We start from the raw sequence: 22,855 nt of genomic DNA on the forward strand, positions 1-22,855 counted from the left end.
TTAGATAAACATTAGTGCAATACGATATGTTATGAAAGCAAACACCCATGCTACGCCTGTATTGTAGAGTACCGAGATGGTTGCCCACTTCCAGTTACTCTCGTTCTTAATTGCTATAACAGTTGCTATACAGGGGAAATATAGGAGTATAAACACCAGAAAAGAGAGAGCAGATGCAGTGTTAAATGCTCCGCCCGAAGCAAGTTTTTTTGACAATGCTCCTTCGCTTAACTCCTCTCCATCCTCCTCGGCATACAACACACCTAACGTACTGACAACAATCTCTTTTGCAGGTAGTCCAGAGAGTACCGCCACTGATGCTTTCCAATCCATACCGAGAGGCTCCATCACTGGCTCACAAACTTTACCTAACTGCTCCATATATGAGGTTTGAGGCTCGCCGTTACTCTTCTCGCCATGTGGGAAATAACTTAAAAACCATATCACTATTGAAGCAATAAGAATGAGACCTCCCATCTTTTTGAGATACTGTTTACACTTATCCCACATATGGCTAACGGTTGTTGCCAACGATGGCACTCTATATGGAGGCAACTCCATTACAAACGGGGTATCATCTTTCTTAAACATAAATCGGCGAAGAAGTTTTGATGTTACAACAGCCATCAATATTCCGCCTATGTAAAACAGAAATAGCACCAGTCCTGCATTGTTGGGGAAGAATGTTCCTATAAAGAGTATAAATATTGGAAGTCTTGCACTGCACGAAATGAAAGGCGAAATCATCATTGTAATAAGGCGTGATGAGTGGCTCTCAATTGTGCGTGTTGCCATAATGGCTGGAACGTTACAACCAAATCCCATAACAAGAGGGATAAACGATTTACCGTGCAAACCTATCTTGTGCATTATCTTATCCATAATAAAGGCCGCACGTGCCAAATATCCCGAGTCCTCCATAAACGAGATAAAGAGATATAGAATCATAATGTTAGGCAAGAAGACTATCACACTTCCCACGCCACCTATTATTCCATCGGTAATAAGAGCCTTTAATATACCTTCGGGCATAAAGTTACCAACAAAACCACTCAACCACTCAACACCTGCCTCAATCCACTCTTGCGGATATGCTCCAAGACTAAATGTGCAGTAGAACATTAAAAACATTAGCAGGAAGAAGATAGGAAATCCCCATAGTTTATGAGTTACAAGAGTATCTATTATTCGGGTAACTAAAACTCCATCGTTTTTACCTGGTGTAAAACACTCCTTTAAAGCACCCGAAATAAATCCATATTTCTGGTTTGTTAATGCACCCTCAATATCCTCTTTCAAATCTCGCTCAATATGCTTAACCTCGTGGTCACGAATCTCAATCCACTCTTTATAATTGGGGCAACCACTTAGTTGAGCCTCAACACTTGCATCACGCTCCAATAACTTTAAGGCGTAGTAACGCGGCGGAAAGTATTTGGGCAATTGCTCACTATTGCGTTTCAACGCCTCTTTAACCTTTGACAGTCCCTCCTCAATAATACTTCCGTTATTAATGTGAATATGACGCATTTGAGAGTTGGTATTCTCATACACCTCTATAACGGTATCTAAAAGCCACTCCACTCCTTTCCCGCTTTTTGTAGAGACAGGCACCATTGGCACTCCTAACAAATCACCCAGTTGATTATAGTCAAGAACTGCTCCGCTACGTTCAAGTTCATCAAACATATTTAGCGAGACAACTATCTTCTCATCCATATCAATCAACTCGGTTGTGAGGTAGAGGTTACGTTCAAGATTTGATGCAACAACAGTATTTATTACAACATCGGGCGACTCGTTTTGAAGATGCTCTCTTACATACCTCTCTTCGGGCGTATAAGCCGATAGGGCGTATGTACCGGGCAGGTCAGTTATGATGAAGTTGTAACCACGATAACGGCACTCCCCTTTCTTTGCATCAACGGTAACACCGCTATAATTACCCACGTGTTCGTGACTGCCCGAGATTGCATTAAAGAGAGATGTTTTACCACTATTGGGATTACCTACAAGAGCAACATTTATCTCTCTGTTTCGTTGAGTAATAACCTCCTCTATACTCTCTTTTGAGTAGGTAGCAGTTGCTTTATCGGCAGGGATAAGGCTCTTTGCCTCCTCTTCGGTTATAACCTCAATCATAGAGGCTTCGCTACGGCGTAACGAAACCTCGTATCCCATAATCTCATACTTGATAGGATCTTGTAAAGGAGCATTAAGCAACACCTTTACTCGCTTGTTGCGAACAAAACCCATCTCCATAATACGGCGGCGGAAACCTCCATGTCCCTTAACCTTCAATATTACGGCAGACTCTCCTGTATTTAATTCCGATAAAAACATAACTCCTCACATTAAAATAGTGTCAGTTGACAATCAAGCAACTGAAATGATTTGCGATGATGCGGTGTAACGCCAAACTCTCTGATAGCATTGCGGTGAGCTTTGGTGGGATAACCCTTATTCTCACACCAACCATATTGAGGATACTCCTTAGCGATACCGTTCATATAGTCATCGCGATAGGTTTTAGCAAGAATAGAAGCAGCCGCAATAGACAAAAATCTACCATCGCCCTTTACCTCGCACGAGAATGGAGTTTTTCCGTATGGCTTAAACCTGTTACCATCAACAAGAATATATTCGGGTTGCACCTTAAGTTGCTCCAATGCTCGGTGCATAGCAAGAATAGAGGCATTAAGAATATTAATTTTGTCAATCTCCTCAGCAGTTACCACTCCCACTGCCCAAGCGACAGCACTCTCCTCAATAATGGGGCGAAGTTCGTAACGCATCTTCTCCGACAGCTTTTTAGAGTCACTAATCAGTTCGTGTTCAAAGTCTGGGGGCAGAATTACTGCCGCCGCATAAACTGGCCCAGCAAGACATCCACGCCCTGCCTCATCGCATCCAGCCTCAATCACGCCACTATTTTTATAACTCAAAAGCATATAAGAGTAACAACGAACAAGCGAAACTATCTTCGCAATTGTTTATTCTACGCAAAAGTACGAATAAGCGAGCAAAATAATATCAAGTTTACTTGAATATTTTACAGCGAACAAGCAAAAAAAATACGAAGTTAGTTGAATATTTTACAAAGCTGATTTCATTTGATTCTAATATCTCTTTTTTTATATTCACGTATAAAATATTATCTACATACAATAAGTTATACTATTTTATTCGGCATCTAAAATAGATAGGAATCCCCAAAGTTTGGACAACCTTTGGGATTCGTTTCATATTTATGTAAATTTTTGTTAATTTTGCAACAACATACTATTACAGCATAACACCATCGTTAGGCTTATAGCTATATATCATGTATATTCTTTTGACCCTTTTGTAAATTTTATGTAATAATGAATATCTTCAAGACTTTTATCGCTTCGTCTCTCAAAGGAGAATTTTTAAATATAAGAGAGAAATTTGCTAATGCACTTTGTTCTCTCAATAAAGATACGGAACTTGCCCCCCTGAATTTCAGTACATATAGGTTTGAAGAAGATGGCTCCAATGTTATCAATTGTGAGGGGTCGCAGAACAAAATCAATATGAAGATTGAGGAGTGTCAAGCTTTTGTAGTTATATGTAACTCAAATATTGGGAAAAAGACGGTGGAGGAGTTCCGGAGAGCACAAGAAAGGTGCAAAAGATTCCTTAATCCAACATTTATCATGGTATTGAAGCAGAGAGAGAATGTTCCTTGTGGTGAAAATCAGATTACTTATGATAAGTTCAAGGAAGAATACCTAAAAATCTCCAGTTACAATAATGATGGTAGCATAAACAATGATTATACTATATACGAGTATGAGTTTGATGAAATAAAAGATGCTACAGATAAACTCAAGAAAGACCTTAAAGAGTGGATTACCCAAAATGACCATCGTCCACTATTTAAGGCTGAACTTGGAGTAGACGTCACTCCCTCTTTTCTTTATAAGGATGAGAGTAGGAAGGAAAAGTGTGATGAGAAAATGTATTTTAAGAGGGACTTTGATGATAAGCTCGATCAGGCGTTGATGTCAGATGAACCAGTGATTCAGATTAAAGGTGCATCGTTGTCTGGTAAGACTCGCGCGTTGTATCAGGCCATCAAGAATATTCCCGATGCTTGGTTTTACAAATTCAAGGAGCGTCATGTTGAGACAAAGCTTATTGCCGAAATAAATGAGATTGTCAACTATATTAGACCATCAAAGTGTGCTTCTCCTTTGTATCTTATATTTGATGATATTCATCAAATGCCTTCGACAGAAAATGTAAAATATGCATTGGAAGAACTGCTTGATGCTATCAAGAACAAGAATATACATATCATAACAACATCTACTTCTTCTGACAATATATTGTTAAGGGCTGAGAAGATCATAACAATAAAGTCATTGACAAGAAAGGAGCATAATGAGGCGGAGTTGTTCTTCAAACGTCATGGATTGACGGTAGAAAAAGGGTATCAGGAAGTAGGTGCTATGATAATTGACCTAAAAGAGATAAAAAATAATTACGAAATTTTTAGGTCAAATTCCAGGACAAATGAGAAACCTGTAAGAGAATGTCTGCTTTATGCAATAAAGGCAATGTCAATATGGCACAGTCTCAATATTGGAAATGTTGAAGAATTGTTCGAACTATCGAAATACATGCTTAAGAAAGAGGGCTATACTCAGGAGAATGAGACAAAGACAATGCTGTATGAAAGTATTAATTCTTTGCTAACACTGCCAGGAATAAGTCAAGATGGAAATGATGAGTTTAATGTATCCACATTCCATAAACTTCCCAAGTATATCAATATAGAGGAATATATATACCGTTATGTACTTGATAAGCTTACACTTAAAAAAGAACAGGAGATGATAAACTCTATTCTTGGTTATGTATCAAAGAAAAAAGATGAATCTATAATAGTTACTTTGTCCAAATTATCCCGACGTACCGAAAATAGGAAGGAGATAGCACAAAGTATTTATGACATGGTTATGGGTATATACCATAAAGAGGAAAGTCCCATTCCCGATACCTGTACAAAAGAATGGAGAGAAAAACTCAATAAGGAAATAATACAAAAACTCAATGAGGAAATAAGACAAATAGAGGAAGAGGTTACTAATAATGATAAGAAAAGCAATGAGGAGTGTTCTGAATTGTGTATATATATGGCCAAGATTATATGGTCAAGAATGCTCTATATTGAATCTTATGATGAGGCTAAAGCTTTTTTTTATGCTGTACCGTATCCACTCCAGAGTTTACCTATGCTGGGGGTTTTAATAGTGAAGTCTTCGGGCAATCTGGAAGAACTTCAGAGGATAATGGATAGAGATAATGTTAAAAACTCATTCTATATTATCAATAAACTGATTCCTTTTGCAACTGATTTTGATGAGGCCAATGAGTTATTAGAAAAAGGCAAATTGCTATATACGAGTGATGACGATTATTTGGAATCATCAGATAGCCTCAGAACTCTTGTGAAAGATAAGAAGAACAATGCTGATGAGTGGAAAAGATTGAAGATAAAGGATATTGATAGATATAATTTTATCTGTGCTTTGAATAGTCTTGCCGAGAAAGTAGGGAGTTTTGATGATTTGGAGAAATTGGCTGAAGTAATAAGAAAAAATTATGTGTTGCTTCTTGATGATCTAGATCTCGCTGAACGCTTCAAATCTGAAACAGATAACTACTCCAGAGATAAACTGACAATAATAGACCTCATATCACGTCTGAACTTTTACGCTATCCGAGCGGCTTTCATAAATATCTTCTCATGGGGCAATTATGTTCCGTTTGAGTTATATAATCTCACCAATAGAATAATAGAGGAGTTTATAAAGACATCAAACCTTTATACTCCTAGATATAAGTCTAAACATACAGTCTGTACAATATTTAATACGTTTATTGAGAAATGTCATAATTGTTCATACAAGGAGGTATTTAAGGAGATTTTTCTCAAAATGAATGTACAGATGGGCAAGAAAATAATAAATCTTAGCGACTCTTTCACATATAGCGTAATGATGAGGATGAAAGATTGCAAGTACATGGACGCTTTGGATCTATACTATAATTTCATAAAACCGCATAGCAAAGAACCAGATAGTCGTTTGAGGATTACACATTTCATGCTTAACGAGATTCTTAATAAGGTTAACACTCCCTCTGAGTTTAACAAGATAAGCAGACTCTTTGATGAGAATGATGTCTCTAAAGACGTGATTACATATAATCTGGCTATGCGTAACCTTAGTTATAAGGTATGTGTAAAGAAGATACTTCCACAGATGTGTAAGGATAATATTGAGATTGATATATATACACTAGGAACACTTATATCAAAAGCTCCTAATGTGAAAGTTGCAGCAGGTTACTTCTATCCGTTGTTGGAAATTGGCATTAGAGCTGAAAGCAATATGATCGATAATACAGATGTTAAGAATAAACTAAAAGAAAAAATTGAAGACTATACAAAAAATCTACCTCTTGAAGAGCAGCATTATCTTTGGTCTGCTTTGGTGGGAACGCCCTGTAGGAATGATGAGGATAGAGAAGTACTTTTCCGTATTCTTGAATACATGGAAGATCCTAATAACAAAACACACATATTAGGTGAACATGATAACGGTATAATATATAATAACTGTATTAAGAATAGAAGCTTTATTCGCAATTTTGAGGAGGCTAAAAATTTTATGTCTTCAAAAAGAATAAAATCTGATAAATATACTCTAACGCATCTGATAAAGATTATAGAAGACGATTATAATAATTCAGGTGATTACGTACAGAAGATAACCTGTATAAATGATTTGTATCGTAAAAATAAAGAAATGATTCAATCTGAAATAGAGAAAAACAATACATATATATACAATAATCGTCTAAGGTTTTATAGATCACATGCGGATAAATTGCAATTTGTTTTCATATTAGGTAACGGCACAACGAAAACAAAAAAACTTACACCAATGGAGTATCTAGAGTATCTGCATAATAACAATTTACCCATAGATCAATACACTTTCAGCCTTTTTGCTGGTATTAAGGATGGACAGTCTGTTGAATTGCTTGAAAACCTTATTAAATTCATAAATGAAAAAAATGAAAATGACCTCTTTGTAAACCATTCTGCTATCGATTCTATTGTAGAAAGATTCAAGAATGTTATTCCAGAGGATAAACGTATAGATTTGCTAGAGAAAATATATGATCTGCCAGTAAAGGATAATATCATCTCAGATGGGAAAGCAATCGTTAAGAAGTATTCTCTCGGCTTGTATACCCTAGAAAATGCATTTGATAAGATACCTGGGAATAATACTGAAAAGTTATATCTTTACACACAAATCCTCACGCAGTACAGGAAGTTTGCACTTGACTCAGATAAAAATGTTATATCGCCTAACGATAACGAATATTCTTCATCTTTTTTTCGCTGTAAACAATTATATGATACATATGTGGTTGTTCAAAAAATTGTTCCCAATGTAGATATTCTTTCTGTTCTGTCTAACTTTGCGACTAATAAAAAAGAGCTTCAATCTGTATTTAATGAATTGGAAGAATACAGTCTTGCCCCGTCATCATATTTTATAACTTCAATATTACATGTATCAAAGAACCTACAAGATGTAAAGGATTTACTTGGAACATATATAGAATATGGGGGTGCTAAACCAGGAAGACCTGGTTCAGAAAATGAGGTGGATATAATATTGAGAGGTATCAATATTATATGGATGTCTACTAGAGACAACGAAATACATGAGAAGATCAGCGGATTAACGGACTATATTCTTTCTGATGCTGATCATTGTGACGTCTTGAACGATTTCCCATGTTTCAAAATATACAAAGATAATGGAGGTTGTTTGACGCAAAAAGGATTGTGTGAATTGTTGAAATGTTGGCCTTATGGCTGTGACGACAAACAAACAACCAAAGATAAGTATATCGAAAGGCTTCAGTTGTTGTTAAGCCGATATTATAATCCCGATAATGATGAGATAAGACCAGCACTTGTAGAGTCCTTGTCTTTTGTATACAATAAACTTAGACTAGACCATGGTAGCCTCTTCTGTGCTCTTAAACCATATCCTAAGTTAGCCTTTGAGCTTGCTAAAGAAATCAATATTGATTATAATACATATAGTTTATTGGTTGAGAGTTGGAACAACGGATTTGACGAGATTTCTCAGAAAGATGCCATAGAGGTGCTCCTTGCAAAATTACAGTGTCTCCCAGAGGAAGTCCATAATGAGATATTTGATAGAATATTTGAAAAATGGGATGCCGGCATATCTGTAGCCGATTTCCTTATGAGTAAGGATACAAATACTTTGCAGAACGCCATAAGGAATGTAGCCGAATACAAGGAAAATGATAAACTAAGGCAAAAATACTTGTCTGACAAGTTTCAAAGACTTCGCTCATCAAATCAATATGACCCAGAACAGACAATTGCTCTGTTTGTGGATACTTTTGGGGAGGATCTATCCTATGCAGAATTTCTCGAGTCTGAATTGAAAAAACTGGATAAAAGCATTAGGATTTTTGATAACTTCAAACCTCTTCTTTATTCTGTTTCTGGCGAGAAAGAAAGCGTTATAATCATATTATGCTATATGGCGGATAGGATTACTTCGTATAGTGATCTCTATTACATTATAGAGAATATATGTTCTGAAGAGGTGGATATCACAAAGGAGCTGGCTCAGAAAATAGTATCCAATTTGATGCAAAAAAAATATGATGATTACAAAATAAAATTTGTGGCCAATCAGATACTTACTGCAATTCATAATGACAGAATTGTTTTAAATGATCTGCTGTATGTTCCGATATCTTTCCCTTATGAACAACTTCAGAGGCCTTTGAACTTGGATGAAAAAGAGAAATCTTTATACAGACTGATATATAATCTCTCATCAGAAATGAATGGCTTATCATCAGATCAGATGATAATGCGAGCAGAGGAGCTTATATGTACCTATTATAAAGACAAAAGATCAAGTTATAAAGACAAAAGATCAAGAATAAATTCATTGGTGGTTCAAGAACTTGTTGGACTATATATACTCGCATACAATAAACAGAATGATAAGGAATCAAAGAATACCTTGTGTGAAAAGATAAGTAAAGTATTGTCTGTACCTTACTATTCCCACAAAAAAGATATTGAGAATTCTTGGTATAGCATGATAGATACATCTGTACTTTTCTCTGACAAATGTAAAGCCAGACTTAACAATAGTGATAATTGGTATAAGGTGCCTTCAATTAACATATCCAGAATGCTTATGTCTTTCTGGGAGTGTGAGGATAAGGCAAAATTGGATATTGTATATTCCTCAGGTATACAGCATATTTGGTGGAATAATGCATATAAGGGTAATTTTGCGAAACTGTTTGATTGTTTCGAGTATGTTAAGTCAAAGCCAGAATCGCACTATGCGTTCATGAATAGTCTTTTTAATGAAGCTACTAACGGTAAAGATTTCATACAGGCTCTAAATATTCTTATATCTGAAGAAAAAACAAACTGTAATATTAATGTTGTTATAAAGACATTAATCAGTATAATATGTAAAGATACTAATTTGATAACGAGACTATTGGAATACAATGAAAAACAGAGATCTAATAAGAACTATAAGTGGTATACTGATGCTAGTTTCTTTAATTTTGTATTTGAACAAAAATGTTTTGATGAAAGTACAAACGTTAAATTACAAAAGATATTCGAGAAGAAATACATGAAAGCATTGTCAATATTCGTCTCGGAAATACATCTTAGGAAGTCTTTGTCTTCTTGTAAAATTCAACATTATCGACAACATGACCGAAAAGCTGTTGTAAATGAGGTTGACAAACTTATAGGCAATTATGTTTCTAATCATTCACGATATTTTGAAAAAGGTGGTAGAATTAATAATGGCTTGCTAATAGCCACATATATCAATACTAAAAGAAGTGCAACTTCAATAATTCAGAAGATTATGACACAGTCATCATATAACTCTTCAATGCTACCTTCATGTGCTGGCTGTAATAATATCTTTACCGATAAGATGGATTATTATATTTTCAAGGAGTTAAGTTCAGAGATAGAAAAGAGGCGTTATCAATGGATTACGACACAGAAACTGTTGCATAAACTATTGTTGGCATGTGGTAATGATTTCGTATTGGAAGCTCCTCAATTGCTAGTATTAGTTGCAAAGACTCTTAAAAATGCTGATGAATACCGCTGGTTCACAGAAGATTTGATGAAATTTTATTTACCTGTTACTCCAGAATTGACTATAGCACTTATGGATGCCGTTATGATAATCCAAGAGAAAGAGAAGAAGAATTGGATATTGAAAAAGGTAGTTAGCAGATTAAGAGCATTGGCTGAGTATGAGCTTTGTTTTGCTGGAGATGTTTGTAAAGATTTCAAGGCTGGTTATTTCCTTTTAAGGCAAGAGCAGAATATTGATTTTGATAATTATTGGGCTAGACAACCCCTTCACATTAAAAGTAAAGTCTTCGATAATATGGTTAAAAAGATTAAGAATGCCAAATTCGATGAACGTATAAATGTAATCATGGATATAGATTCAATTATGCTTAGGTGTATGCTCTTGCTCAGATTTTATGTTGAGAACAAAGATCAATCAAAGAAAAATTTATCTGTTTTAAATAAAAAGATAAGTGATTGTTTTAAAGAATTGACTAACTTCCTTAATTCACCGGATACAGACGGTATGCAGATATCTTCACTCATCAGATTATTTAGACTTATGACGAAACATTCTATAAAAGTACCTAAAAATATGAGTGAATCAATGTTTCTAGGAGTGGTAAAATTCTATCGTAGGCAGACAGAGAATAAATTACTTGGAAACATTTATAAAATTCACGTTGAATATGTACTGAATATAATCAAGTATATTTGTGATAGTAATCGTAGAAATGAGAAACCGAACTCAATAATATATTATAGGCTTTTTACAAACAACAAGGAGAAAAAAGAATTCCCTTACTTTGAATGTGATACAGAAACGCTTTATAATGCATTGAAATGATACATCTCTTTCATTTAGACTAAGGATGTCTACAATGATACAACTATATGGGAGAGTACTTAAGGAGTGAGATGGTGAGGTGTAGTAATTCTCTACACCACCTCTCTTATCCAAAGAAAATGTATGCCATAAATATGGCTGCAACTATACCAATAAAGTCGGCAATAAGACCAACTCCTGCGGCATAACGGCTGTTTTTAATACCAACCGAACCAAAATAGACGGCAAGTATATATAGTGTGGTATCGGTTGAACCCTGAATGGTAGAGGCAACACGAGCAACAAATGAATCGGCTCCGTATGTAGCCATAGCATCAACCATCATACCTCTTGCTCCACTTCCGCTAAGGGGCTTCATGAGTGCGGTGGGAATAGTTCCAACAAAGTCGGTATCAATACCACAAGCGATTGAAATATCATCGGCTCTTGGCGGTATAGAGTCACTAACCGCAGCAGTTGTTGTGTGCGTAGGTATTTTAGGAGCAGTAATAGGTTACAGAACAATGTCTATAATAAAACTCAACAATGATATATCAAAAGGGTTGGCAATGGGAACAGCCTCTCATGCAGTAGGTACAGCAGCCTCAATGGAGGTTAGCCCTATTCATGGAGTATATGCAACCTTAGGTCTTATAATCAATGGAGTGTTAACTTCGTTTTTTGCACCAATTATACTACGTATTATGGGCTACCTATAACGGTTTGCCATAATTAACAAACCTATTTGGGTAACTAAAATAAACAGATAAGGGATGCTAATAGCACCCCTTGTCTGTTGTAAAATATTAAAACTAAAATTGCTTATCTGCTTTATCCATACGTAGTTGATGTTTAATGTATCGGCGAATAGTTCTATATTTAGGGTGTATTGCAAAGGTGGGGCGTAGCGAACTCTCTCGCAACAAGTATATCATCAATGTTCCCAATCCAACAAGAATAAGCCATCCAAATATCTCTTTCATACTAACGGCAATAGCCTGAATTTGTACAATGCCGTAGAGTTCTCCAAGCGAGAAGTTCTTTGCTAAAACATTTACATTATCAATCTCGCTACCGAGTAACATACTATTCTTGCATACCAATACTTTAAACAGACGTCCAACAATTGCCTCACCAAAAGCACTCGCTATGGCAGCACTAAAGAAACCTTGAATTGATACTGCCTGAAAAAAGTTGGTAAATGGTATTAACGAGAGGGCTGTAAGCAGAGTGATTGAGAGTATCACAAACCCAATGCTTCGTGCCAATATTGGCAATATAAGAGCCTCTTTAGGGAGATTAAAATCAACTACAAAGTAGAATAAAATCAAATACAAAACCAAGAATGAGAAACCAATAGTTGTCATAGTTTTGTATCTCCATTTGCGGATAGCAAATGTTCTCCAAGAGAAGAATGCTCCTATTGCAATACCCGCCAATGCCCATAGTTTCATTGATGCAATGTTAAGTGTATCGTAGTGTAGTATCACTCCCATATACATCTCCTCTAACACGCGTGATGGAGCGTTAAGAGTTGATATTACAAGATATATAATTAGTGAATAGTAGAGAGGTTTAAACCTCCACGTTTTAAGTTCGTAGAAGGGGTGGCGAATAAATGATGAACGCCAAAGATTAAGCCCCAATGTAACAATAGCGGTGATAAGAGCCGTCCATATTACAGGAGAGTTAAACCAGTCGTAGAAGTCGCCATATACCATTATAAACACTAACGATAATGCAACTGTACACCACAACAATATACCCACCCAATCAATACCAAAAAGTGGAAGTTTTGGAAGTGTTCTAATTGTACGGAATATAATTATAGTGGTAATTATAACTATCAAAAAGAGTCCTATAACCAAAAGATACATATACTCCCATTTGGCAAAGAAAGCGGTGTATATGGTGGTAATTCCTCCAATCTCAATCATGCCCTGCACAAGTAACTCAATGTAGCAGAAGAATACCGACAAATCGCGTTTTGGAGTGAGCCATAACTGAATAGCAGAGTTGCACCCAAACGTTCCCCACATTCTAAATATACCTGTAATAAAGCATACCCCAAACATAAGAGGAACACTTGAAGTGTTTACTACAATAATGTTACCAATGATTATTGCAGAGGAGCAGATAATAAAGGTCTGTTTCAGTGGAAATCTGAACTTCAGCCTAAACATTATGGCAAAGGTTAGAGCAAGTCCTGCCAATGAGGCGTAACCTGCCATAAGAATATCCTCTCGCATAAGAGCGAGCGAACCGCTCATTTCGCCTAACGCTGCAAGATATACACCTCCTGAAAGTTGAAAAACAATAACAAAGGCAATTATTATCCAAGGACGTATCTTCTCTGGAATAAAATTGCGAAATTCAGGAAGTGAAAAGGGTGGAATCTCGTGCATAATTTATTAGTAATTAACTATACATTCGGCATTCATTCCTGCTCTTAAACGAGCCATATCATCTGCTTTGTTATCATCGGTAAAGATGATTTTCACTGGGATACGTTGTTCAATCTTTACAAAGTTTCCTGCAGAGTTATCTTGTGGAAGAAGTGAGAAACTTGCTCCAGTTGCCTGAGATACTGACTCTACAACTCCCTTAAACACTACATCGGGAACAGCATCGACCTCAATCTCCACTTCGTTGCCAACTGATATGTTTGCAGTTTGAGTCTCTTTGTAGTTTGCAATTACCCACTTTGAACCACTATCAACAAAGTCGGTAATAGTTTGTCCTGGTTGTATAAGTTGTCCAACTTGAATCTTCTTGCGGCCTGTAACACCATCGCAGGGAGCAATAATAACAGTGTATGAGAGGTTTAGTTTTGCCAAATCCAAAGCAGCCTCTGCTAAACGGATGGCAGCCTCAGTTTGGTTAAGTCTATCTCCTTGCTCGGCCTTAACAAGGACGGTTGATTGACGCTGACTCTTTAATGCCTCGTAGCGTTGTTTAAGAGCAACATAATTTGTCTCCATTGCATCAAATTGTTGTTTTGTTACAGCATCATTCTCAAACAAATTCTTATAACGGATATAATCTCTTTCGGCATTCTCCATACGCACCTTTGCCTCTGCAACAGCAGCATCACCCGCCTCAATATTGCTTGAAGTGGTATTTATTGCAGTAGCCATTGCCGATTTCCCCGAAACTGCATTATAGTAGTCTGCTTCGGCTTGTGCTAAACGGAAACGAAATTCCGAATCTTCAATAATGGCAAGAGTGTCGCCCTTCTTAAACTCTTGATACTCCTCAAAACGAATATCTTTAATAAAACCCTGAACTCGCGAGTTTACAGGAATAATATGTTGTTTTACCTGAGCATTGTCGGTAAACTCAACACTACCCAAATGAATAAATCTACTTGCAACCCATGTCAATCCTAAAATTAAACACGCAAGAACAACAATATTAAAAATCAGTTTTTTACTTTTCTTATTCATAATTTTTATCTATTTCTCTGTAAAACAATCTACTATAAACTACCTGCTATTTTGCCTAACTTATAATACTTAAACAAGATATTTATTTTTGCATTTGCAACCTCTAATTCAGCATCCAATTTCTGATTACTTGCATCTAACATCTCAGTGATAAGCACCAATCCATTTGAGTAACGCTCGTTAATTACTGAGTAATTCTCAGTTGCAAGTTGCAATGATTTTACCTGAGTGGCATATATTGTAAATGCCTCTTCAAACTCAATGTATGCCTCTTTAATGGCACTCTCTAAATTGTCTTTTGCAATCTCCTCTTCCCAACGGGCCTTAGTGGTTGCAAGAGAGGCTATGCTACGTTTTTTGTTTGTCTTATATGTCGAAGAGAGGTTGTACTTAATACCTATACCCACATACCAATAGTTTAGGTTTTTATCAATGGGTGGTACCTCAATGGTTATTGGCCCATCTAACTTGTCGGCAGCAAAAAGAGCAATAGAGGGAATCATCTCGCTACGAACAACCTTCTCGTTTTTCTCCGATAGTTTAACTCCAGTCTCTGCCATTTTCAAAATAGGAGAAGAGATGTTTGCACTCTCTTGCCAATACTCCTCTCCTGCAACTTGTGGCATAACCTCCAATATACGGGCATCGGGAATAATTACTGTTGTGCAGGGTAAATCAACTAAGGTAGTAAGTTTGTTATTTACCACTGCGGAGCGGTTTTGTGTTTGAGTGAGTGCAAGTTGAAGAGATTGTAACATCAATTCATAACGAGTAATATCGTTTTTAAGAGCCAACCCCTCATTTTTACGTGCGGTAATCTCTTTTACAACCTTTTCGGTCTGCTCAATATTTTTTTTATAGACCTCTGCTTCGTTTGCCAAACGTGCCAACTCAAGGTAGTATCCTGCTGCCAAGAAACGAACATCAATTCTATTCCTTTCAGCATCCTGTAACGATAGTTGGTGTTTAAGTTTTGAAGCATCTATTGAGTTTTGAATTGCTCCACCAGCGTATATAACTTGCGATGCCTCAATCGCAAAGTTGTTGCCAAGATGAGGCATATCCTCATTTCTCCCGTTCTTGAAATTACGATCAGCAAGCCAAATGTTTCCTAAATAACTTGCCGAGAGTGAGAGGTCAATCTCAGGCAATCTCATATTCTTTGCAACACGTATCTCCTCTTCTGCCTGTGCAGCAGCTATCTCGTAAGCCTTTACGCTTTTGCTTCGTGAGTCGGCAAGAGAAAAGAGTTCATCAATAGAGATGGTAATTGAATCTTGTACTGCCTTTACCTCTGGTGTGAAAACAAACGTAAAGAGCAATAGCCATAACAATAGTTTCTTCATATTAAGAGTTTAAAATTTATATATCTAAATGGGCGATGAAATGTGAGTAAAAAAAAGAAAAATATCCCCTTTCAAAAATTGTTGCAAAGGTCGCAAAAAAGCCTCAAAAACTACATTGCTCAAAATATACAAAATTGGTTTAATTTGAACATTTAAATAAATAATATTACCTTTGTATAGAAGTTGCGTGAGTAAATAAATAGGTTAGAAAAGAATATGAAACAGCATCTATATATTAAGAATATCTCAGACGTAAGTAGGAGTGGAGAGGTAAAAGAGTATATGAGCGGAATGTTAGGGAGTTCCTTTATAACTCATAGTAATAATCCTCTTGAGCAGACTCCTGCGGTATATATAAATGCAAATATCACACTCTTTGTACTAAGTGGCAAAGCAGACTTTTCAATAAACTACACCACTCATAAAGTGAGTGAGAGAGATATAGTAATGCTCTCTCCTGCACATCTTGTAACATTAACAAACCTAACGGACAATTTTCGGGCGGAGGCTCTATTTGTGAGTAGAGAGTTTATGGAGAGTATGGATCCAGTTGATATAATCTCAGTTCGCACCCGATATGGGGTAAAACTATACTCTCAACCAGTAATAAACTTCACGCCCCAAGAGGTAGAGTTTATGATGCAACGCCTCTCGTTATTTAAGCAAGTATTGAATAACTTACAACACCACTATTATAACGAAACGGTATTGAGTACACTCATTCTCTTTTTCCTTGATTTAAGTAACATAATAGAGCAAAAGCATCTGCAAGTAGGTGAGGCTCTGCCACGTAGGGAGTATATAACAAATATGTTTATGGAACTCCTCTCGGTCAACTATCGCACCCAACACTCTGTTGCTTTTTACGCCTCAAAACTCAATATTACATCGCACTATCTGACACTTGTGGTAAAGCAGGTAACAGGGCAAACCATTTGCGATTTTATATACGAAATGCTATACAGTAGGGCAAGAGCATTATTGCAAGAGAACAAAATGAGTATTCAGGAGATAGCCTCATATCTTCACTTTTCTGACCAATCCTCATTCGGAAAATTCTTTCATCGCCATTCGGGACTATCTCCAAAGGAGTATCGTCAAAAACAGTTAGAGAAATAGAGGCTCTCTTATCCAAAGAAAATGTATGCCATAAATATGGCTGCAACTATACCAATAAAGTCAGCAATAAGACCAACTCCTGCGGCATAACGGCTGTTTTTAATACCAACCGAACCAAAATAGACGGCAAGTATATAAAGTGTGGTATCGGTTGAACCCTGAATGGTAGAGGCTACACGAGCAACAAATGAATCGGCTCCGTATGTAGCCATTGCATCAACCATCATTCCTCTTGCTCCACTACCGCTAAGGGGCTTCATGAGTGCGGTGGGGATAGCACCAACAAAGTCGGTATCAATACCACAAGCGGCAACTACGTAGGTTATCCCCTCAGTCAAAAAATCCATTGCTCCAGATGCCCTGAACATTGCAATGGCAACTAACATTGCAATAAGGTAGGGGATAATAGTAACAGCGGTCGTAAATCCCTCTTTTGCTCCGTCAATAAATGCTTCATAAACATTTATCTTTTTTCTGACACCTGCCACCAAAAAGAGTATTATAATTGTAAAGAGCAACATATTTGCTCCAACGGTAGAGTAGAGCGAAACCTTTTCTGCTGGTAAATTCATAAAGAAGGCTAACAACCCTCCCATAATGGCAGTGGCAATAGTTACGGTAGATATTATAACTCTGTCAAAAATGTTTATTCGTTGCTTTATGCAGGTTATTAACAATCCTGCAAGAGTTGTAATGTATGTAGCAAGCAGAATAGGTAAAAACACGTCCGAAGGGTTTCCTGCTCCCATCTGCGCTCTATATACCATTACGCTTATCGGTATAAGAGTTAGTCCTGTGGTGTTAAGCACCAAGAACATTATCATTGCATCGGTTGCTCTCTCCTTTTGAGTGTTCAACTCCTGCATCTCCTTCATTGCTTTAAGACCAAGAGGAGTTGCGGCGTTATCAAGTCCCAGCATATTTGCCGAGAAGTTCATAAATATTGAGCCGAATATCGGACTATCTTTTGGTATTGAGGGAAATAGTCTTGAGAAAAACGGTGATACCCAACGGGCAAATATTGAGATAATGCCTCCGCGTTCTCCGATCTTCATCAAACCAAGCCATAGCGACAACACTCCAGTTAACCCAAGAGATATTTCAAATGCGGTTTTTGCCGATGAGAAAGAGGAGTTCATAATCTCTGACCACACATTCACGTCCCCCATAAAGATACTCTTTATGAGTGCTACTGCAAAAGCAATAAAGAAGAACGATATCCAGATATAATTAAGTACCATAAATTAACCTCTTCCCGAATTATCAATTAAACTGCGTAGTTTAGTATTAAATCCCTCGTTTGCCATAAGTTGCTCAATTGTTACGTGCATTCTGTATCGCCAGTGATGACGTGCAACGGCAGGTATGTTTATACGTTCTGCCTCAACATCTGAGAAGCGAATATTTTCATCAATCGACAACCAATCTTGGAACGACAGTATTGCCAATAGAGATGGGCTATAAAGGTGGCGACAAACAACCTCTTCGCAAATGTCTGCACTTGCAACATGGGGTGTTGCACCGCCATGATTTAATATTGTGCGGTAGTAGTGGTCGGTAACTTCGGGGTTCTCCTCCCACCAGCCTCTGAGGGTTGACATATCGTGTGTTGAAATTGAACATACTGAACGCAATGGGTAATAGTATGTGTTGCCAAACTCTTGATATGGAGCCTTTGGCATACGCTCAATCTCTAAACTCAAAATCTGTAACTGATTCATCACCCAAGGCACACACTCAGGTACCATACCCAAGTCCTCGCCACATGCCAACATTGGGGTACATTGAGTAAGCATAGGCAACTTTTTCATTGCCTGTTTATACCAGAACTCGCTATGGCGGTGGTAATAGTAGTAGTCATAGAGAGCGTTAAAAGCGTTCTGCTCAGCAGTTGTAAGTTGCTTGTATATATAGTCGTTTTGAACGCAAATGCGTGGATGATAAAGATTTGTATCGTTGCGGTCTGGTACAAAAAGCACATTGCTGATAAGAGAATATACTCCCTCTTTTATCTCATCATCACAGCCGTTGTGCCAGCACCAACTTTCTACTTTGCGTTGAGTGTCAAACTCGGGACGTAACTCCCATCGTCCAGAGGCAAGTGGAAGCAAGAAGGTCTCTTTTACAAAATCACTCTTCTCTCCAAAAATATCAGATAAAATCTCATCATCAATAAAAGGCGTTGTCATAAATTGAGGGCGGAACTCAAGTCCGTAACCTGCAATCTCTTCTGTTGTCATACCCTTTGCAGGAACAAACTGACCTAACAGTCCATGTACAGAGTGTGTAGGAATCTCCCAAATACGGAAGAAACCAAGTATGTGGTCAATGCGGTAGGCAGTAAAATATTCGCTCATCTTGCCAAATCTCTTACGCCACCAAGCATAGCCGTCTTTCTCCATTACATCCCAGTTATAGGTTGGAAAGCCCCAGTTCTGACCATTTGTGGAGAAGGCATCGGGTGGCGCTCCTGCCTGACCATTCATATTGAAGTAGTGAGGCTCAATCCACGCCTCAACGCTACAACGGCTAATACCAATAGGAATATCGCCCTTTAATATAACATTCTTACTACGTGCAAACTTGCTAACCTCCAATAGTTGAATATGCAAGTTGTATTGTATATAGTAGTATAGTGCAATAGAAGGATATGCTTCGCTTGTAATAGAACAAAGTTCTTTTATTTTCTCCTCGTTATATACTGCATATTCGCCCCACGCATTGAAATCGGGAGTGCCATTAATATCTCTTAAATATGAGAAGGCAGCGTATGGCAATAGCCAATGAGAGTTATCTTCAAAGAACTTCTTAAACCCTACCGAAGCCAAAACCCTCTTTCCGTTCTGGCGGAAAAGAGCCTTGATGTATGCCATTTTGGTGGAGTTCACTCCTTCGTAATCAACAAATGGCGAAGCATTTAACTTTCGGCGTTTAACCTCAAACTCGTTTGCAAGGGTTTTATCTCTTAGTGTCCCCAGCTGCCTAATGTCGAGATACATAGGGTGAAACGCATAAATAGAGATGCTGTTATAGGGATAAGAGTCTGTCCATGTGTTGCTTATAGTGGTGTCGTTAATAGGCAAAATTTGCACACCCTTTTGGTGGGTATGGGCAGCCCAAGCAACAAAATCTTTAAGGTCGCCAAAGTCTCCAACGCCAAAACTGCCCTCGCCACGTAACGAGAATACTGGTATTGCAGTACCAGCAATCTTTCGGTTTAAACTATCAAAGAGTGGCTCCATCTCAGGAGAGTAGAAGAGTTCTCCTTCGGCAAGGTCGGTAACATAGAGTTCTCTGTTTTCGCCACGTTCCCACTCAACAATAATTCCGTTTTTGTCGATAATTACAAATTTAAACTCATAACGGGCCGCATAGTCGGCACAAATGCCACACTCCCATACAAAGGGGGCAATCTCTTTCATAGGAACAGGCATCTTCCACCCTCCTAAAATATCCTCTCTACCACAAATTGCAAGACGTCTGCCATTGCCAACATGCGGAACTAATGCTCTGAAAATTGTGTTGCTTTTGTTTGTATTAGCACTTTTATATGGTACAAAAACTTTATCTCCACTGAAAGCAGAACTAAACAGGTATGCAAACTCGGGGAGATCTCTCCAAGTGTCGCGAACATATAGTTTTGTATTCTTGCTCTCGCCAATCCATATTGAGTGAGTCATAACACCGCTCTCTATGCGTGTACACTCCCCATTCTCATACACAGCGTATGAATAATCCAACTTTGAATTGGCAGGAAATCCCTCAATTGCTATAACTCCACTCCAAGTAGCATCGTTATAACTGTTCAAAAAAAGAGGTGCAATATCTCTGTTCTTAAAAACAACAGCAATCACCTCATCACCTTTAGTGCGATACTCAATTTTAAATTCTATTGTCATCTCTAAATTATATATCGTAAAAGAGGATAAATTCAAGTATTTATTACAAACTCTTTCAAAGATATTATTTATTTTTCATCTATGCTCAATTTGTCTTAAAAAAACGTCACATTTGATTGATTTATTAAATAAAAGAGATATTTTTGTAGAGATAATAAAACTCTCGATGTCGGAATAAATGTCGGAATAAATGTCGGAATAAATTTAAAACAAAAGATATATGAAAAAATTACTATTACCATTAATGTTATTAGGATTGTTTGCGTGTAGTACAAAACAGGTTGAGGAGATAACCTATGATACACCATATCCCTTAACAAGTTATGAGGAGTTAGAAGATACAAAACCTGTTGATGAGGAGGCTTGGAACAACCTCTCGGAGAGTTTCAACCTTACTTGGGCAGATAAGAATATACACTACTCATACAAAAATGTACCTTGTGTTGCTACTTGCACCGATACTGCAATTACTGTATGGCGAGGTGAGAGAGTTAGTGCGTTGGCTCTTATATACACAACTGAGGAGATAAAAGATGTGGAGTTGAAAATATCAGAGATTGATGGTGTTGAGGGAAGTGCCACTGCAAACTTTGTTACATACGTTATGACCGATGGCTTCAATGCCGATGGAAACGGAACATGCGGACCACGTCCTGATCACTCAATTTACGACAGTTCTATGGTTGCCGATGTAATTGACAACCAAAAGATAAGAGATTTAAAACCTCGCAAAGTTCGTCCGGTGTGGTGTACTTTTGAGGTGCCTATGGATATTGAGGCAGGTAGTTATGATGTTACTCTTAAAGTAAAAGAGGGTTGGAAAACATTGGGTAAACTCAATGCAGAGATTAATGTCTTGGATAGGACGTTACCAGCCCCCAAAGATTATGTGTTCCATTTGGATTTGTGGCAACAACCCTATTCGGTTTCGCGTTATTATAATGTGGAGAAGTGGAGTAAAGAGCATTTTGAGGCAATGCGTCCAATGATGAAGGCTCTTGCTCGTGCAGGACAAAAGGTTATATCAACCGAGATAATATATGAGCCTTGGGGTGATCAATCGCACGACAAATTTGACCCGATGATTGAGACTACTCTTAAAACCGATGGCACTTGGGCATACGACTACACCATCTTTGACCGTTGGGTTGAGTTTATGATGGAGTGCGGTATTGACAAAGAGATTAAATGTTTCTCAATGGTGCCATGGGATATGAACTTCCGTTACTTGGATGAGGCAACAGGTGAGTATAAATTCCTTCATGCAAAAACTTCAGATGCTGAGTATCGCGAGTTTTGGACTCCTCTACTACAATCACTTGCTCAACACCTAAAAGAGAAGGGGTGGTACGAGAAGACCTCAATATGTATGGATGAGCGTGAGTTGAGTGCAATGCTTGATGCCTATAACCTGTTACAAGAGGTTGTGCCCGGAATGAAGATGTCTCTTGCAGGAAACTATCATGCCGAGTTGGTTGACCTGCTATACGACTTTACTGTGCAATATGAGCAATACTTCACAAAAGAGGAGCTGGAGCGCCGTAAAGCAAACGGACAGGTAACGCTTTACTACACAAGTTGTGCTACAACCTATCCTAACTCATATACATTCTCATCACCTGCCGAGTCGACATGTATGCCACTTCACGCAGTACAGGCAGGATTTGACGGATTCTTGCGTTGGGCATACAACAACTGGGGCGAAGATCCATTACGTGATACACGCTACCGCCTATGGGGTGCAGGAGACTCATTCCTGATATACCCGGGATTCCGCAGTTCGGTACGCTTTGAACGTTTTGTTGAGGGTGTGCAGGATGCCGAGAAGATAAGAATCTTACGTGAGGAGTATGCTGCAAATGGAAACAGCGAGGCGTTAGCCGAGTTGGAAGAGAAGATAAATACCTTTGCTGAAGGTGAGATGAATGCCGAGAATGCTGGATGCAAAGTAAAGGCTCTTGAAGCAATATTAAACCGATAAACTT

General features: G+C 37.8%; 12 protein-coding genes. 4 read left to right on the forward strand and 8 right to left on the reverse strand.

Annotated elements, in window-relative coordinates:
- Nucleotides 1-2,343 carry a ferrous iron transport protein B gene (gene feoB / locus IKK64_08060; protein MBR4120012.1) on the reverse strand — a complete coding sequence of 781 codons (2,343 nt, stop codon included), beginning with the start codon at nt 2,341-2,343 and terminating at the stop codon, nt 1-3.
- 11 nt (nt 2,344-2,354) lie between these two features.
- Nucleotides 2,355-2,951, reverse strand: a complete 597-nt coding sequence (locus IKK64_08065; protein ID MBR4120013.1) for a ribonuclease HII — start codon at nt 2,949-2,951, stop codon at nt 2,355-2,357.
- Between the two features lie 606 nt (nt 2,952-3,557).
- Here IKK64_08065 and IKK64_08070 point away from each other — a divergent pair.
- Nucleotides 3,558-11,081 (forward strand): hypothetical protein, encoded by a 7,524-nt coding sequence (locus tag IKK64_08070; protein MBR4120014.1) that lies wholly within the window; start codon nt 3,558-3,560, stop codon nt 11,079-11,081.
- A gap of 106 nt (nt 11,082-11,187) precedes the next feature.
- On the opposite strand, the gene IKK64_08075 is transcribed toward IKK64_08070, so the two are convergent.
- Nucleotides 11,188-11,439 (reverse strand): hypothetical protein, encoded by a 252-nt coding sequence (locus IKK64_08075; GenBank protein MBR4120015.1) that lies wholly within the window; start codon nt 11,437-11,439, stop codon nt 11,188-11,190.
- Between the two features lie 7 nt (nt 11,440-11,446).
- Between IKK64_08075 and IKK64_08080 the strand changes: the two genes are divergently transcribed.
- A complete protein-coding gene (locus IKK64_08080) occupies nt 11,447-11,779 on the forward strand; it encodes an LrgB family protein (GenBank protein MBR4120016.1) in 333 nt (110 codons plus the stop codon).
- 93 nt (nt 11,780-11,872) lie between these two features.
- Here IKK64_08080 and IKK64_08085 read toward each other — a convergent pair whose 3' ends face one another.
- Genes IKK64_08085 through IKK64_08095 form a run of 3 tightly spaced genes read right to left on the reverse strand, consistent with a single transcriptional unit; the run spans nt 11,873 to nt 15,852 of the window.
- On the reverse strand, nt 11,873-13,465 hold the full coding sequence (locus IKK64_08085; GenBank protein ID MBR4120017.1) for a hypothetical protein: 1,593 nt from the start codon (nt 13,463-13,465) through the stop codon (nt 11,873-11,875).
- Between the two features lie 6 nt (nt 13,466-13,471).
- Complete coding sequence (locus tag IKK64_08090; GenBank protein ID MBR4120018.1) at nt 13,472-14,506, reverse strand: HlyD family secretion protein; 1,035 nt, start codon at nt 14,504-14,506, stop codon at nt 13,472-13,474.
- 32 nt (nt 14,507-14,538) lie between these two features.
- A complete protein-coding gene (locus IKK64_08095) occupies nt 14,539-15,852 on the reverse strand; it encodes a TolC family protein (GenBank protein ID MBR4120019.1) in 1,314 nt (437 codons plus the stop codon).
- A 216-nt stretch (nt 15,853-16,068) separates the two neighbouring features.
- On the opposite strand from IKK64_08095, the gene IKK64_08100 reads away from it, so the two are divergent.
- Complete coding sequence (locus IKK64_08100) at nt 16,069-16,971, forward strand: helix-turn-helix transcriptional regulator (protein ID MBR4120020.1); 903 nt, start codon at nt 16,069-16,071, stop codon at nt 16,969-16,971.
- An 8-nt stretch (nt 16,972-16,979) separates the two neighbouring features.
- On the opposite strand, the gene IKK64_08105 is transcribed toward IKK64_08100, so the two are convergent.
- Nucleotides 16,980-18,212, reverse strand: coding sequence for a spore maturation protein (locus IKK64_08105; protein ID MBR4120021.1), 1,233 nt, complete (start codon nt 18,210-18,212; stop codon nt 16,980-16,982).
- 3 nt (nt 18,213-18,215) lie between these two features.
- Nucleotides 18,216-20,870 (reverse strand): 4-alpha-glucanotransferase, encoded by a 2,655-nt coding sequence (locus IKK64_08110; protein MBR4120022.1) that lies wholly within the window; start codon nt 20,868-20,870, stop codon nt 18,216-18,218.
- A gap of 220 nt (nt 20,871-21,090) precedes the next feature.
- Here IKK64_08110 and IKK64_08115 point away from each other — a divergent pair, with 220 nt between their 5' ends.
- On the forward strand, nt 21,091-22,851 hold the full coding sequence (locus tag IKK64_08115; protein ID MBR4120023.1) for a DUF4091 domain-containing protein: 1,761 nt from the start codon (nt 21,091-21,093) through the stop codon (nt 22,849-22,851).
- The last annotated feature ends 4 nt before the right edge of the window (nt 22,852-22,855 follow it).

The sequence above is a fragment of the Bacteroidales bacterium genome, assembly GCA_017521245.1.
Classification (GTDB): Bacteria; Bacteroidota; Bacteroidia; order Bacteroidales; family G3-4614; genus Caccoplasma_A.

Excerpts from the sequence above, each read along its gene's own strand:
- feoB (MBR4120012.1), bottom strand. The coding sequence starts at position 2,343 with ATGTTTTTATCGGAATTAAATACAGGAGAGTCTGCCGTAATATTGAAG.
- IKK64_08065 (MBR4120013.1), bottom strand. The coding sequence starts at position 2,951 with ATGCTTTTGAGTTATAAAAATAGTGGCGTGATTGAGGCTGGATGCGAT.
- IKK64_08070 (MBR4120014.1), top strand. The coding sequence starts at position 3,558 with ATGAAGATTGAGGAGTGTCAAGCTTTTGTAGTTATATGTAACTCAAAT.
- IKK64_08075 (MBR4120015.1), bottom strand. The coding sequence starts at position 11,439 with ATGAAGCCCCTTAGCGGAAGTGGAGCAAGAGGTATGATGGTTGATGCT.
- IKK64_08085 (MBR4120017.1), bottom strand. The coding sequence starts at position 13,465 with ATGCACGAGATTCCACCCTTTTCACTTCCTGAATTTCGCAATTTTATT.
- IKK64_08090 (MBR4120018.1), bottom strand. The coding sequence starts at position 14,506 with ATGAATAAGAAAAGTAAAAAACTGATTTTTAATATTGTTGTTCTTGCG.
- IKK64_08095 (MBR4120019.1), bottom strand. The coding sequence starts at position 15,852 with ATGAAGAAACTATTGTTATGGCTATTGCTCTTTACGTTTGTTTTCACA.
- IKK64_08100 (MBR4120020.1), top strand. The coding sequence starts at position 16,069 with ATGAAACAGCATCTATATATTAAGAATATCTCAGACGTAAGTAGGAGT.
- IKK64_08105 (MBR4120021.1), bottom strand. The coding sequence starts at position 18,212 with ATGGTACTTAATTATATCTGGATATCGTTCTTCTTTATTGCTTTTGCA.
- IKK64_08110 (MBR4120022.1), bottom strand. The coding sequence starts at position 20,870 with ATGACAATAGAATTTAAAATTGAGTATCGCACTAAAGGTGATGAGGTG.
- IKK64_08115 (MBR4120023.1), top strand. The coding sequence starts at position 21,091 with ATGAAAAAATTACTATTACCATTAATGTTATTAGGATTGTTTGCGTGT.